Origin of the sequence: Algoriphagus ratkowskyi (assembly GCF_002150505.1) — a bacterium.
In the GTDB taxonomy this organism is placed as follows: Bacteria; Bacteroidota; Bacteroidia; order Cytophagales; family Cyclobacteriaceae; genus Algoriphagus; species Algoriphagus ratkowskyi.
The window spans coordinates 285,893-300,253 of record NZ_MSSV01000004.1 but is presented as its reverse complement, the minus strand read 5'-3'; the positions used below and the strand labels follow the sequence as shown (position 1 = coordinate 300,253).

The 14,361-nt window shown below is 38.1% G+C and carries 19 protein-coding genes and 1 tRNA gene; 15 read left to right on the top strand and 5 right to left on the bottom strand.

From position 1 onward, the window contains the following. Positions 1–24: 24 nt before the first annotated feature. From BVH02_RS06820 to BVH02_RS06810, 3 genes are read left to right on the top strand one after another with little or no spacing between them, the layout of a single operon-like run. A complete protein-coding gene (locus BVH02_RS06820; protein ID WP_111357098.1) occupies positions 25–435 on the top strand; it encodes a hypothetical protein in 411 nt (136 codons plus the stop codon). 16 nt (positions 436–451) lie between these two features. Next, positions 452–799 carry a hypothetical protein gene (locus BVH02_RS06815; protein ID WP_086500500.1) on the top strand — a complete coding sequence of 116 codons (348 nt, stop codon included), beginning with the start codon at positions 452–454 and terminating at the stop codon, positions 797–799. Then, positions 780–1,481 (top strand): LytR/AlgR family response regulator transcription factor, encoded by a 702-nt coding sequence (locus BVH02_RS06810; protein ID WP_086500498.1) that lies wholly within the window; start codon positions 780–782, stop codon positions 1,479–1,481. The genes BVH02_RS06815 and BVH02_RS06810 overlap by 20 nt, the downstream gene beginning before the upstream one ends. Positions 1,482–2,157: 676 nt before the next feature. Here the strand turns inward: BVH02_RS06810 and BVH02_RS06805 are convergent. After that, positions 2,158–2,736 (bottom strand): class I SAM-dependent methyltransferase, encoded by a 579-nt coding sequence (locus tag BVH02_RS06805; RefSeq protein WP_086500496.1) that lies wholly within the window; start codon positions 2,734–2,736, stop codon positions 2,158–2,160. Between the two features lie 347 nt (positions 2,737–3,083). On the opposite strand from BVH02_RS06805, the gene BVH02_RS06800 reads away from it, so the two are divergent. The 5 genes from BVH02_RS06800 (at position 3,084) to lepB (ending at position 7,211) form a co-directional block, all read left to right on the top strand. Further along, positions 3,084–3,866, top strand: a complete 783-nt coding sequence (locus tag BVH02_RS06800) for a ParA family protein (RefSeq protein ID WP_086500493.1) — start codon at positions 3,084–3,086, stop codon at positions 3,864–3,866. A 2-nt stretch (positions 3,867–3,868) separates the two neighbouring features. Next, complete coding sequence (locus BVH02_RS06795) at positions 3,869–4,780, top strand: ParB/RepB/Spo0J family partition protein (RefSeq protein WP_086500492.1); 912 nt, start codon at positions 3,869–3,871, stop codon at positions 4,778–4,780. An 83-nt stretch (positions 4,781–4,863) separates the two neighbouring features. Next, positions 4,864–5,397, top strand: a complete 534-nt coding sequence (locus BVH02_RS06790; RefSeq protein ID WP_223271823.1) for a DUF5683 domain-containing protein — start codon at positions 4,864–4,866, stop codon at positions 5,395–5,397. 2 nt (positions 5,398–5,399) lie between these two features. Continuing rightward, positions 5,400–6,122: a 4-hydroxy-tetrahydrodipicolinate reductase gene (dapB, locus tag BVH02_RS06785; protein WP_086500489.1), complete on the top strand. Its 723-nt coding sequence runs from the start codon at positions 5,400–5,402 to the stop codon at positions 6,120–6,122. Positions 6,123–6,137: 15 nt separating this feature from the next. After that, positions 6,138–7,211: a signal peptidase I gene (gene lepB / locus BVH02_RS06780; protein ID WP_086500486.1), complete on the top strand. Its 1,074-nt coding sequence runs from the start codon at positions 6,138–6,140 to the stop codon at positions 7,209–7,211. Between the two features lie 279 nt (positions 7,212–7,490). Here lepB and ung read toward each other — a convergent pair whose 3' ends face one another. Further along, entirely contained in the window at positions 7,491–8,153 is a 663-nt protein-coding gene (gene ung, locus BVH02_RS06775) for a uracil-DNA glycosylase (protein ID WP_086500484.1), read from the bottom strand. A gap of 62 nt (positions 8,154–8,215) precedes the next feature. On the opposite strand from ung, the gene apaG reads away from it, so the two are divergent. Then, positions 8,216–8,602 (top strand): Co2+/Mg2+ efflux protein ApaG, encoded by a 387-nt coding sequence (gene apaG, locus BVH02_RS06770; RefSeq protein WP_086500482.1) that lies wholly within the window; start codon positions 8,216–8,218, stop codon positions 8,600–8,602. Between the two features lies 1 nt (position 8,603). Continuing rightward, positions 8,604–9,383: an O-methyltransferase gene (locus tag BVH02_RS06765; protein WP_086500480.1), complete on the top strand. Its 780-nt coding sequence runs from the start codon at positions 8,604–8,606 to the stop codon at positions 9,381–9,383. On the opposite strand, the gene BVH02_RS06760 is transcribed toward BVH02_RS06765, so the two are convergent. After that, a complete protein-coding gene (locus BVH02_RS06760; protein WP_086500477.1) occupies positions 9,372–9,962 on the bottom strand; it encodes a methyltransferase domain-containing protein in 591 nt (196 codons plus the stop codon). The genes BVH02_RS06765 and BVH02_RS06760 overlap by 12 nt on opposite strands. Before the next feature lie 17 nt (positions 9,963–9,979). Between BVH02_RS06760 and BVH02_RS06755 the strand changes: the two genes are divergently transcribed. From BVH02_RS06755 to rplI, 4 genes are all read left to right on the top strand, one after another. Then, complete coding sequence (locus tag BVH02_RS06755; RefSeq protein WP_086500475.1) at positions 9,980–10,909, top strand: coiled-coil domain-containing protein; 930 nt, start codon at positions 9,980–9,982, stop codon at positions 10,907–10,909. 346 nt (positions 10,910–11,255) lie between these two features. Further along, positions 11,256–11,627, top strand: a complete 372-nt coding sequence (gene rpsF, locus BVH02_RS06750) for a 30S ribosomal protein S6 (protein ID WP_086500474.1) — start codon at positions 11,256–11,258, stop codon at positions 11,625–11,627. After that, positions 11,624–11,875, top strand: coding sequence for a 30S ribosomal protein S18 (gene rpsR / locus BVH02_RS06745; RefSeq protein ID WP_057937597.1), 252 nt, complete (start codon positions 11,624–11,626; stop codon positions 11,873–11,875). Before rpsF ends, rpsR begins: the two co-directional genes overlap by 4 nt. Before the next feature lie 39 nt (positions 11,876–11,914). Next, positions 11,915–12,358 (top strand): 50S ribosomal protein L9, encoded by a 444-nt coding sequence (gene rplI / locus BVH02_RS06740; protein WP_086500472.1) that lies wholly within the window; start codon positions 11,915–11,917, stop codon positions 12,356–12,358. A 53-nt stretch (positions 12,359–12,411) separates the two neighbouring features. Here the strand turns inward: rplI and BVH02_RS06735 are convergent, their stop codons facing one another. Then, entirely contained in the window at positions 12,412–12,657 is a 246-nt protein-coding gene (locus tag BVH02_RS06735) for a hypothetical protein (RefSeq protein ID WP_086500471.1), read from the bottom strand. 317 nt (positions 12,658–12,974) lie between these two features. On the opposite strand from BVH02_RS06735, the gene BVH02_RS06730 reads away from it, so the two are divergent. Continuing rightward, positions 12,975–13,047 (top strand) — tRNA-Gln (locus tag BVH02_RS06730). A 73-nt stretch (positions 13,048–13,120) separates the two neighbouring features. Here the strand turns inward: BVH02_RS06730 and BVH02_RS06725 are convergent. After that, entirely contained in the window at positions 13,121–14,272 is a 1,152-nt protein-coding gene (locus tag BVH02_RS06725; protein WP_086500469.1) for an aminotransferase class V-fold PLP-dependent enzyme, read from the bottom strand. Positions 14,273–14,361: the final 89 nt, after the last annotated feature.

Below are 14,361 nucleotides of genomic sequence, written 5' to 3'. Positions count from 1 at the left end.
ATGACTTTAAAACCAATCACTAGTATGATCAATACAAATGACATATATACATCTTTTGCACTTCTAGATAACGAAGAGCGAATTATAGATAGCTACGAATTTTTGAAAAGCTTGATAATTGATTTGGAGGGGCAAGGCACTATTCGTTTTAAGCTAAACACCACTTTGCCATTCATTAAAGGCAACCCAAACTATATAAAAAAGACTTTCAAGCAGTTCCTTGCTCAAGTATCTAATAAGCTACAAGAGGAAACTGGAACTATTGAGATCATACATATAAGAGATCGCAACTCATGGATCTTCGGCTTATTAATTCAGAATATAACCGCTGGTCAGATGAGTGAAGAAATAAATAAAAAACACATTGTATCAAAATTCAAACTTATCATTTCTAAGAAAGCAAACACGCAAATCGAAACCTTTCTACCAGAATAAAATCTACTGTAAACAAATGGAACGTCCTTCACTCAAGTATCTTAAGACCCTATCTAACGGCAATGAAAAATTTGAAGTAAAGATACTTCGGATCTTAATCACCGAACTACCGGAGGAATTAGACAATTACAAGAATGCACTGAAAGCAGAAAATTATTTTTGGGCAGCAGAAATAGTCCATAAAATCAATCACAAAATTGCCTTTTTTCAAATGGAGCAAGGTTTTATACTAGCAAACCAGCATGAATTAGATTTAAGAGATGGAAAACTAAATAATCAAGAAGAATTTCTGGAAATCGTCACAAAAATTCTTAATTTTCTCCCAGAATATCCGGAGGAACCACATGAACTGCATAGTAGTTGACGACGAGAGTGTGTCAAGAGAAATTTTAACTTTTTTATGCAACCAAGAACCTAATCTTGAGGTGGTGGGCGCTTTTAACAATGCAATGGATGCATTTATTTTTCTTAACAAGGAACAAGTGGATTTAATTTTTCTAGACATTCACATGCCAGGCTTTTCTGGATTTGATTTCATACAGACCCTAAAAAGTTCTTCACAAATTATCCTAACTACATCTGATAAAGAATCCGCCCTAAAAGCCTTTGAATACGACAATATTGTTGCCTTTCTTATTAAACCAATCGACCCTGAAAGATTTAAAAAAGCTGTTCAAAAAGCAAGAAAAAATCTCCCACATTCTCATAATTTATCGCCTAATATTCCAAATGTAAGTAGTCAATTTTACATTAATATTGATAAAAGATTAATTAAACTTAATTCTGAGGAGGTTAATATGATTGAGGCTAAAGGAGATTACATTTTAATCCACCTTGACAACACAGAATATAGAGTACACACGACCCTGTCCAAAATCAAATCCAAGCTTCCTCACAAATCTTTTTTCCAAGTTCATCGATCATACATTATCAACCTTAGCAAAATCATAGACATCCAAGACAATACGATTTTAATTCAAAAATTTGTTATTCCTATAAGTAGATCGAGGCGCCCGGAATTAATGAAAAAATTAAACCTCGTTTGATCACACTCAATGAGTTGAAGCCTAAAGATCTGGTAGCTAGAGTTTATTGTCGAAAACACTATTCTCTGTAGACGAGTAAGCTATTGTTCTCATACAAAATGTCAACTAATATCCATTTGAAGAAGGTAGAGAATCCTAAAAAAATCATGAAACTGAACTTCCAATCTGGGATGCAGGTCCAAATATACTGCTAAGGACAAAAATCTCAAATAGTGCGCCTACTGAAACACGTTTCATAAATAGCAGCATCCTTTTTTAAATCAAAATTCCGCGAATTTCAGAATCAGTTTTAGCTGAAAAGTTATCAGGAGAAACAGAGTCTAGCAGTTCATCTGTAATTGCAGGATCTGAAAAAACTCCGTAGTTTATGAGCAAAGCACTACTGAAGCATGTACAAACTCTCTAGTATTGGATTCAGGAACCATGGAAAAATCAAAAATATAAAACGTGCAATCATGGTTCTTGACGACTCAAAGGAGGGTCCAAATCTGTTGACCACGAAAATTCGCGAGTATAGCAAAATGGAGATATAACTTTATTTTAACGCTGATTCTATTAAAACAAAGTTAGAAGAACATTAAGCGTCATTAGTGCGATGATTTCCTATCCTTTAATTTTAGGCATACAGTCTATGCAGCAAGAGCGAAAGGCGCTTCCTTAAAAAAAATTTAACGAGTTAGACTTCCTTCTCCCAATATCTCAACTTTCCCTTATTACCTGACTTTACCAATCGGTAACAGTCAGGTATTTCTCTTGCGTCCCCACAGTAGGTTACGATCCTGGTGCCAGCTGGCAAACTTTCAAATTTCTCTCGGATCAATTTGATATAAGTATGATAGAGCTCTAAATTAATGCTCGTGTCTTTATCCAGCTTATCTGTGAGATTTATATTTTCCTCAAATGCATTAAAGAAATAAAAGGCATCATAGCACCCAAAGTCTAGATTTTGAAGATCATCATGAATGAAATTCACATTTTGAAGTTGGTGATTTGCGGCTAGTTTCCTTGATAGCTGTACGAGATTCTCTCGTTGTTCCACGCCTGTGATTTTTGACTTAGAAATTGAGCCGGCAATTAGACAAAATTTCCCAGCTCCAGAACCTAGATCTAATACTGCTTCAACTCCATCCGTATCTAAAAACTGTATAGCTTTTCTCGCTACATCTACTGGGGTCCAATGCGTACCCGAGAGCTTTTTCATTTTGATAGGATAGAGAGAATCAAACTCCTCATCTGTCAGACCCTTTAATTCCATAATAAAATGTCTACAAGCATAGCTTAAATAAAATGTCTCATTAACCACGTGTGTTCTAGTGGTTCTTTTATTGCAAACTGCAATTTACCTCAAAAACGCACGTTTGCCTTTATCAATATTAACAATTCATTCACTTAGAATAATCGCAAGGCTAATTAGCTGACTATTTGAAAACAAGCTAAACCAAAATGCTATTTATCAGTAGATTAACTCACAGTTCTTGAATATTCATTCACCAAAACCCTATTTATGTCAGCTTTTGCGCAAGCTAAAAAAAGCAAGAAGATCAGCCATAAAAGAATTCATTTTGCTTAATATTGAGGTTAAATTACTCTTCTATTAACACCATGGGAAAAATCATTGCCATAGCCAATCAAAAAGGCGGAGTAGGCAAAACTACTACAGCGATGAACTTGGCAGCTAGTTTGGCTGTCTTGGAACATAAGACCCTGGTGATTGACGCTGATCCGCAGGCCAATACAACCTCCGGGCTGGGTCATGATCCCAAATCTATCAACACCAGCATTTACGAATGCATGGTGGACGGAGTGGATGTCAAAGAGATCATTCATAAAACCGACCTTGAATTCTTGGATTTGGTACCATCTCACATCGATCTAGTCGGTGCGGAGGTGGAGATGATTAATTTAGACAATCGGGAAGAGAAGATGAAAGAGGTCATTCATGAATTGAAAGACATGTATGATTTCATCATTATTGATTGCTCGCCTTCCTTGGGATTGATTACGATCAATGCTCTCACTGCAGCCAATTCAGTAATTATCCCTGTACAATGCGAGTATTTTGCTTTAGAAGGCTTGGGTAAATTATTGAATACGATAAAAATCATACAAACCAGGCTAAACCCTGATTTAGAAATCGAAGGCATTCTGCTTACCATGTATGATATGAGGCTTCGCCTTTCTAATCAGGTGGTAGAAGAAGTTAGGTTACATTTCAAAAATATGGTTTTTCAAACGATCATTCCTCGAAATGTGAGACTAAGTGAAGCACCAAGCTTTGGTCTACCAGCTATTTCTTTCGATGCTGATGGAAAAGGTGCAGTTGCCTATATGAACCTGGCAAGTGAAATAGCTCAGAAAAATGACCCTCAAAAAGTGACCACATAACTATGTCAGACCAAAAACCGAATCGTAAAAAAAGTGTCTTAGGAAGAGGTCTTGGTGCCTTGCTAGAAGATAGCCCTGCCAAACACAAATCTGAGGATATTTTGCCTGAGGTAGTTAAAACAGGGATTTTCGGAATTCCACTTGAGCAAATTCAAGTTAATCCCTTTCAGCCTAGAGTTCATTTTGACAAGGACGCACTGGCAGAATTGGCAGAATCCATCCGAGTTCAAGGGATAATTCAGCCTATCACTGTGCGCAAGCTCGACACAAATGAATATCAATTAATCTCGGGTGAGCGAAGGTTTCAAGCGTCAAAAATCGCTGGATTAACAGAAATCCCTGCCTACGTCCGTACTGCTAATGACCAGCAAATGCTGGAGATGGCGCTGATTGAAAACATTCAACGTGAAAATCTGAATGCCCTGGAAATTGCTCACTCTTATCAGCGATTGCTGGCAGAATGTGATTTAAAACAAGAAGAATTAGGGGATCGCGTTGGGAAAAACAGAACTACTGTAAACAATTACTTGCGACTACTCAAGCTCCCTCCTACAATACAAGGTGCTATCCGTGATCAACAGCTCTCAATGGGACATGCTCGGGCATTGATAAATGTAGAAGATGTAGATGTACAACTGGCTATTTTCAAAAAAGCAGTAGAGGAAGAATTAAGCGTAAGAAAAGTGGAAGCCCTGGTAAAAGCCTTGAGTGAAGGCCAGCCAGAGAAGCCAATTAAAGATCAACTTGATCCAGTAAAGAAATATGAGATCAATAAACTTCAACAGAAATTAGCCTCTCATTTTGGGACCAAGGTAGCTTTAAAGTCAAACCCCAAGAATAAAGGAGAAATTAAAATCCCATTTAACTCCACATCTGATCTTAATCGGATTCTAGAAATTCTGGAAATCATCTAACCGTGATGCGGCTCCATTCTCATAACACATGCTACCGTAAAGCCCCACTGATTCTTGTGGGTCTTTTACTTTTATATTTGAACATGAGTAGTGTGTCATTTGCTCAAGAATCGAAACCTCCCCCACCTCCAGTAGAGAAACCTAAGATTCCAAAATCAAAACCTGATTATTCCTTACTTCCTAAGAACCCGAAAAAAGCCACCATCCTTTCAGCTATTTTGCCAGGTGCAGGACAGATTTATAATGGTAAATCATGGAAGGTTCCATTGATATATGGTGGTTTGATCACAGACGTTTACTTTATTAATTTTAACAATCGCCGCTACCAAATTTTCAAACAAGCTTTAGCTGATTTCGACGATGAACTGCCAAATGATTTCCCAAGTTTGAACCGGGATGGATTAGTCCGAAATGTGAATTATTGGCGAAAAAGCCGAGATCTTACCTATCTCGTTTTAGTCGGGATCTATGCTTTGAATCTAATCGATGCAAACGTGGATGCACATCTTTCAGGCTTTGATGTATCAGATGATATTGCATTGAAAATAGAACCTCATTATGAAAGTTTCTCTTCAAACAACAAATCAGTTGGACTCTCATTAAAACTCAATTTTTAAATATGAATATATTACTTCTAGGCTATGGGAAAATGGGACAACTGATCGGTCAGTTGTCTGAAAGCCGTGGTCATAGCATTGCTGGTAAAATCAATATAGAAAATCGTAAGGATTTGGATGTACTGGACCCTGCTACTATTGATGTGGCTATTGAATTCAGTCAACCTGAAGCTGCAGTAGAAAATATCAAGTGGGCTATTGAGCGTGGAATCCCTATCCTCTCTGGCACAACTGGGTGGCTTAATCAAAAGCCAGAGATCGAGCAGCTAACACTTATGAATAACGGTGCATTTTTCTATGCATCCAACTATAGTATTGGTGTAAATATCTTTTTTAAAGTCAATGAATTTCTAGCTAAGCAGATGAATGAAACTACTGGTTATAAAAGCTCGGTAGAAGAGATTCATCATACCGCCAAAAAAGACGCCCCTTCTGGAACAGCAATTACTTTGGCCGAAGGCATCATCAAAAACATAACCGGGTTGAGCAACTGGAATCTGTCCGAGGAAGCGAACGAAATCGAACATTCACTTCCTATTACTTCCAAACGTATAGATCCGGCTCCAGGAACGCATATAATACGCTATTCGTCTGAAATAGACGACATTGAAATCACACACACCGCACATAGCAGACAGGGCTTCGCCCTTGGCGCAATTTTGGTAGCGGAGTGGATTCAAGGCAAGAAGGGCGTGCTTTCTATGGATGATTTTCTATCTTTCTGAACTTAAAAACCAATCATGAGTAAGTCAACAACAAAAAAATCAGCAGCCCGCGAATGGGGCGATGCCTTGATTTTTGCAGTAGTAGCAGCGAGTTTGATCCGTTGGTTACTTCTTGAACCATTCACCATCCCCACAGCGTCTATGGAAAAGTCACTTTTGGTGGGGGATTTCCTTTTCGTTAGTAAGATGCACTATGGGACACGTTTCCCAATTACACCTTTGCAGGTTCCTCTCACGCATCAAAAAGTTTGGGGAACAGATATCCCTTCCTATTCCGACGCTATTGAAATCCCATATTTCAGATTACCGGGCTTTTCAGATGTCAAAAACAATGATGTGGTCGTATTTAATTATCCAGTTGAATTCCAATATCCAACGGATCTGAAGACAAATTATATTAAGCGAGCAATAGGAATAGCTGGAGATGTGATAGAAGTGCGAGAAGGTGACGCCTATATTAATAATGAACTTGCTGATAAGCCAGAAGGAATGCAGTATTCATACGACGTGATTTCAAATCGCCCGCTTACTGCAGATTTCTTTAAAGATTACGATGTTAATGTAGACAGTTATGTGTCATTTAGTGATGGCTCAGGCTACATGGTGTTCGCTACTGATGAAGTAATCAAGAGATTAGAATCAACTTCAGTAGTCACTTCTGTCACGAAGCGAATTGAAAAAAGCGTTGGAAATCTAGATATTTTTCCAGCTGGAATGTCAAAAAGTTGGAATAGAGATAACTACGGACCACTTCAAATTCCCGCGGAAGGCTTGACAATCGAAATGACTAGTGAAAATGTAATGAAATACAGCTTTACCATTGAGAAATATGAAGGTCTTGAGAACGTTGAAGTAAAAGATGGACAGTTATTTATTGATGGTCAAAAAGTAGATAACTATACATTTCAACAGAATTATTACTTTATGATGGGTGACAATCGACACGATTCTTTGGATTCTCGCTATTGGGGCTTTGTCCCTGAAGACCATATTGTAGGTAAAGCTTGGTTTCTGTGGCTTTCACTGGATAAGCATGAATCTATGTTCAGCAAGATTCGCTGGAGCAGAATATTTAACGGAATTGATTAAGGAAAAAGCCCTGAGATTTAATTTCAGGGCTTTTTTTCTCTTAGAAACCCCAAGAAGTTTTGCTTAGAGATGAAATTTATTTGGAAGAAACATATTATTGGAGTTGCTCTTGCGACAAGAAATAAAGTGTAAGGAATTGCGACTGATCACTGACCACTCCTCAGTCCCTCCTAAATTCCCACTTCTTACTTTTTACCACTTACTCCTCACAAAAGCTTCGACTTCTTTACACACTCGTCTGCAAACTAATCTCTGCGACTGATCACTAAGTACGCTTTTTCACCATTCGATCGGTTTCTCCCCATTAGCCTCTAAGTATTCATTTGCCTTGGAAAAATGTTTGCAACCAAAAAAACCACGGTAGGAAGAAAGTGGGCTGGGATGAGGTGCCATCAAGACTAAATGTTTATGTGAATCAATCAGCATTGATTTTTTTTGGGCATAAGCTCCCCATAGCAAAAAGACCACATTTTCACGTTTTTCACTGATCATGCGGATTACTTCATCAGTAAATTCTTCCCAACCTCTTTTCTGATGCGAACCAGCCTCATGAGCTCGTACGGTCAAAGTAGCATTTAATAGGAAAACTCCTTGGTCAGCCCAGCCTGTCAGATCACCAGACCGCGGCTTAGACTTCCCCAGATCAGTTTCTAATTCTTTGAAAATATTTGCAAGACTAGGCGGAAATGGAACTCCTGGCTTCACTGAAAATGATAAGCCATGAGCCTGCTCTGGACCGTGATATGGATCTTGCCCGAGGATCACAACCTTCACTGAATTTATAGGACAGTGATTGAATGCATTAAAAATCTCTTTGGCAGGTGGGTAAACAATTGTAGTGGCATACTCGTTTTTGACAAAGGCAACTAGGTCTTCAAAGCATTTCTGGTTAAACAATTGATTTAAAGCACTTTTCCAGCTTGGTTCTATTTTGACTTCCATATAGATTTATTGATATTCAAACTATAGATTGTATATTTACAGACTTTTAAAATGTTTAATACATGGTAATTGCAGTAACATCAGGGATTCAAGTGAGTGTAGAAGTCACCTACCAATCTGAATTTTCCAGCCCACATCAGCATCATTTCGTATTTACTTACAAGGTAACTATTGAAAACAAAAGCAACCAAACTGTGCAGCTATTGCGGAGAAGGTGGGAAATATCTGATGCCGCAGAGGTAAGGAAAATTGTAGAAGGTGATGGTGTAGTAGGCCAACAACCAATTTTGGAGCCAGGAGAATCTCATAGCTATGTATCTGGGTGCAATTTGAAATCTGGATTGGGAAAGATGAAAGGTATTTATTACATGGAGAAATTATTTGATGGTAATAAATTCGACGTAGTTATACCGGAATTCCAATTGATAGCTAGCTACTTCCAAAATTGATTTGCTAAACAAAGTTTTTCCCCTTCTCTCCTACCTAAGATACTGGCTAAGGCAAGAGGATAAATATTCACTTCAGTCACCTTCACTCTTCCGAACTTATCGAGAGCTTTTCAGCTACATAAAGGCAAGAAATGAAGAAGATTTGGAAATAGAAACTTTTAGAAAAGTACTACTTTCTTCCGATGAAGTGATTGAAGTGGAAGATTTTGGCGCTGGATCAAAAAGCGTGAACACTGCGAAAAGGAAAGTTTCAGATATCACCAAATTCAGCACTAGTAATCGTAAATACACTCAACTCTATCAGTTTTTCTGTTCTTTAACACCTTCGCAAAATGTCCTAGAGTTGGGCACATGTATGGGGATCAGCAGCAGATACCTTTCCAAAGTAACCAAAGGAAAAGTTTATTCCTTCGAAGGATCAAAAGAAATCGCCCGGATCGCTAAACCATTAGAGGGGTTTGAAAACCTCAATCTAATAGTAGGAGAACTCAGCCAGACACTTGTTCCCATGCTCACCAAATTAGACAAAATAGATTTTGCTTTAATTGATGCGACTCATACTTATGAAGGAACTACAACCTATTTTGAGCAACTTCTACCTAAAACTCACGCCAACTCCATTATTGCGATAGGCGACATTCATTGGTCAAGAGAAATGGAAAAGGCTTGGGATGATATTAAAAACAAATCCGAAGTCAAGCTCAGTTTAGATTTCTACGAATGCGGAATTGTGTTCTTTGATTACCCAGGGGAAAAAGCTGAATACATACTAGATTTTTGAATTCTCTAAAATCATAAAAACTTCAGCCCCTAATCGCTCAGGAATCGAATTGTAACAGGGCGCAAATGTTTTGATCACAAAATACTTTTCAAACAAGCTCCTGTATTCTTCAGCATCTCCACCGAATGGTGGGCCTTGGAATTCAAACTCTCTATCAAACCAAACGCCCACCAGTTTACCACCTGGCTTTAAGAGCGATTGCATTTTACTAGCATAATCAGCTCTAAGAATAGGATCAAGGGCGCAAAAGAAAGTCTGCTCCAAAATCAGATCATATTTTCCTTGATGGAGGAAAAAATCTTCCTGGTGAATATTATCAGCCGGAAAATCTGGATTGGAGGCTTTGAACCTATTCAATGGCTCTTCTGAAAAGTCAAGTAAATGGAAATTACACAAACCAGAATGCTTAGCGTAACCTGCTTCATAACCCGAGCCTGCGCCAGGAATTAACCCTTCAAGATCTCTATTTGCAATTTGGTCTAAATATTGCACAAGTGGTGGAGAAGCAAAACCTATATCCCATCCAGTTTTGCCATTAGAATACCTTTCAGTCCAATAATTTTCGCCTAAAAAAGCCATTTTAACTCCATAATTGAATGAATACTGAATTTGAAAAACACACGCCTGAAAAGAAAGACCAAGGTAAAAATATAATTATTATAGTCTTGGTACTGTTAGTGATAATCAGTGGAATTAAACTTTACACAGATTACGTAGATCGCACCAAGAAGTCTGAAGAAATCCTGCTTCTGTCCACAGAAAATAATGATTTGAACAAAAGAATAGACTCTGTAACCTACCAACTCGACCTGAGAATTCAAGAAATTGAAAAGCTTGGTGGTGATGTGAAGTCTTTAGAGGAGGTTCGTGATCAATTAATAGCCGAAAGAAATACCTCGAGGCAGAGAAGTTCTTCGGAAATAGTAGCATTGAACGAAAAAATCAAAAGCTACAATGGCATGATCGTAGAAAAAGATCAGGAAATCCTTGAATTGCGGGCTATGAACCAGCAGCTTTTTACAGAAAATCAAGATCTGAAAACCACCCAAGCAGAAATAGAAGAAGAAGTGGCTCAACTGAATATTCAGAAGGAAGATCTCCAAGCGAAAGTCACTGTTGCTTCTATGCTGAAAGTTGAAAATATAGAAGTATCAGCTGTGAATTCTAAAGGGAAGGAACGCGTAGAAACCACGAAAGACTTCAGGAATCGTCAAATCGAACGTATTAAAGTAAGCTTTAACATTGCGGACAATAAAGTTGCCGAGAAAGGTCCACGAAATATATATGTGCAGGTTTTAGCTCCAAATGCTCAACCAATTTTTGATGTAGCAAAAGGATCTGGCACATTTATGATGCAGGGAGCGGAGCAATTCTATACCGTAAAGCAAGATGTGATTTTTGACAACACAGAGCAGGTGTTAACCTTCTTTTACGAAAAAGGCTCGGATTATGTGTCTGGTGAGCATCAAGTGAAGATCTACGTGGATAATTATGAAGTCGGGTCCAAGACATTCACAGTGAAATAATTAAAGCCTCCTTCGGGAGGTTTTTTTTTGATAATAATCGAATAGAAACGGGTATTTAAGCAGATGAAGCACTGGCACAATTCCTAGTTACTTCAGAGAAAATTAGCTTACCTTCTCTAGTCATCAAACTGGATCTAACAAATACATTCTACAGATAGACAACACTTATTTCTTACCACATTTTAACTTACACGAAGTTACTACTCGGATTTTGTTTCCATTTAAGCTAGGAGCTAAGTAATTTTTCATTCACTACCACTTTTGCTTTAGCTATTTGTTTGGAATACAGTGAGATTTCTTCTACTTTTGCAACCTGTTTATTAAATTCCTTAAACACATTAAAAAAATGTTCCAAAGAAATTACGAGACGGTATTCATTTTAACTCCCGTTTTATCTGATGTTCAGATAAAGGATACTGTCGACAAGTTTGTGAACTTGTTAAAAGAACTGGGGGCAGACGTTATTAATGTGGAAAATTGGGGTCTTAAGAAGATGGCTTACGCTATCGAGAAGAAGACTACAGGTTTCTATGTTATGGTTGAATTCAAGGCCGATCCAACGCTCATCCGCAAATTCGAAGTAGAATTGAGAAGAGAAGAGAAAGTAATGCGATTCTTGACCACTGTTTTGGATAAACATTCAATTGTTTATGCCGAAAGAAGAAGAAAAGGAGAGTTTAACAAAAAAGTTGAAGCTAAGGAGGAAGCCACCAAATGACATTAGTTAACGAGCCAATCAATAGAGGCGAAATCAGAAAAAAGTATTGCCGATTCAAAAAGCACGGCATTAAGTACATCGACTACAAGGATCCTAATTTCTTGTTGAAGTTCGTCAATGAGCAAGGTAAAATTCTTCCAAGAAGACTTACTGGTAACTCAGCGAAATTCCAGAGAAAAGTAGCTCAGGCTATCAAAAAAGCAAGACATTTGGCTTTGTTGCCATTCGTAACCGATGGGTTGAAATAATTCGGTCTTGTATCGTCCAATCACAAAAGATCATTACAAATGGAAATCATACTAAAAACAGACATCAAAGGTCTTGGCTATAAGAATGACTTGGTAGCTGTAAAGTCAGGCTACGGAAGAAACTACTTAATCCCTCAGGGTTTTGCAGTTCTTGCAACTGGCTCTAACAAGAAAATTCTTGCTGAGAATATCAAGCAAGCTGCTCACAAAGCAGAAAAGATTAAAACTGAAGCTCAGAATATCGCTGAAAAACTTGAAGCTCTAACATTAGAGATCAAAGCGAAAATTGGTGAGTCAGGTAAAATCTTCGGTAAAGTAACTACTCTTCAGATTGCCGACGCATTGGCAGTTCAAGGTATCGACATAGACAGAAAGAAAATCTCTATCAATACGCCAGTTGATGGCGCTGGAGAATTCCTTGCTGAAGTTGACCTTCATAGAGAAGTGAAAACTAACGTGAAATTCAACGTGTCAGGAGAATAATCCTAACAAACTGATAAAAATAAAAACCCCGATTAATCGGGGTTTTTTTATGCTTAATTCAATGCATTTTCGAAGCTTTCTACCAATTTCTTAGCTACTGCTTTTGGATTCTTTTCTCTAGCCTCTTTGAAAAGAACTAAAGCTTGCTGACTTTTTTCTATCAGTCCCACTGGATTCTTATCATTCTGGAAGCTCACCCAGCACCAAGAAAGTTCTTCTGCTAATTTCTCCCCCGACTTTAACTTTGATAACTTCTGTATCACCTCAGGTACAATCTTTTCTAATTTCTCAACTTGCATAACAATTAACGGTTTGGTAGTTTTTTCAATAATTTGACAAAAATGATTAAATATTTCTAATATATCAACTTAAAAGCCTCACTGTTAACAATATCACAATTTCAAACCCTCTGAATACACAAATTATAAATATGACCTTTGATACAAATTAAAGAAATCAACAACTAGACTTGGTTTATTTTCTACTATTTTCAGCTGATTCAAAGGCAATTAGCACAAAATGACAAAAATGTTTACAGGCTAGTTTGGAAAAAATAAAGCAAGACTTTACCTTTGTGACACTTTAAGAGAGACCCCCGGGCAATCTTAAACTAAACTGGCTTATGGTGTAACTGGCAACACGTCTGATTTTGGTTCAGAAGAGTCCAGGTTCGAGCCCTGGTAAGCCAACAACTCGTAAAAAAACCGCTGAGCAATCAGCGGTTTTTTTTATGCCTATTTTTCAAAGCTTCAAAAATCAATTCTATCGCCTACTTGCCTCTAATGTCTTTATCAACTTCTCAATATCCGCAGAAGTATTAAACACGTTCACAGACACTCTTAAATTACCTCCACGAATAGAAACAGAAATCTTATCATTCTCCAAATTACTTTTTAACAGATCTGCATCAATATTCTCAGGTAGCTTCAACCCTATGAGATGGTAGGAGGTTTGTTGTTCTTCCTCAATAACAAAATCCCGACTTTTCAAATAGCTATAAAGGGGAACCGTTAAGGCACGACAGTAGCTCTCTATTTCTGGTACAGTCCATTCGTTGATTTGCTTCAAGGATTCATTCAGCATAGGCAAAAGGATAAAATTGCTCATCTCCCCTACATTGTACCGGCCTGACTCTTCAGTATATTCATGATCGTAGTTGGTCAAATTCGAGAAATCCTGTGAGTTAGTTCGATTCATCCACGATTCCTCCAAAGGATAACCCCCGTCAAAGGCAGGCCCGTAATAGGCGATCCCAACTCCGTAGGGCCCCAAAAGCCATTTATAACTCGCACAGATCAAAGCATCAATCTTAAAGCGCTTAACATCCATCTCAGCGGCTCCTGTGGATTGAGTTCCGTCCACTACGAATATTGCCCCGACGGTTTTACATTTTTGACCTATACTTTCCAGATCAAACTTTAATCCATTCATCCAATGTACAGAAGACATCAGTACCACAGCGGTCTCAGCGGTTATACTTTCAAGCAACTTCTTATTCCAGCTCTCACCTGGCGTCACTGCATCTTTATCCGGCCCGACCACTTTTAAAATTGCAGTATTCGCATCACACCATGTTTTCAGAGAAAAGTACCCACTGGGAAATTCATCTTCTAGCACAATCGCATGCTGACCTGGTTCGCAAGTGATATTTCCTAGGGCGGTAGCAAATCCGTATGAACTAGAAGGGATCAAAGCAACTTGAAGCGGATCACAATTCACCAACTCAGCAAATCGTGCTTTAACCTCTTTTGGTAAATTGAAAAAATCTTCAGGTTTGATATTAGTAGGGTTTCTTTCCCGTATCAGCGCATCCATACCAGCTTGCTCTGCTGATTTCAAAAGAGGTCCTTTGTAGCCGCAATTGAGGTAATGAATATCTGGATCAAGGCTGAAAAGGTGTTTCTGAGAATCCATAGCGTTTGATTTTATACGATTTATTTAAAGACTTTCTATAATCAGAAAGGGCACAAAGGTATCGCAAAGTTCACAGTGTTAATTATTGC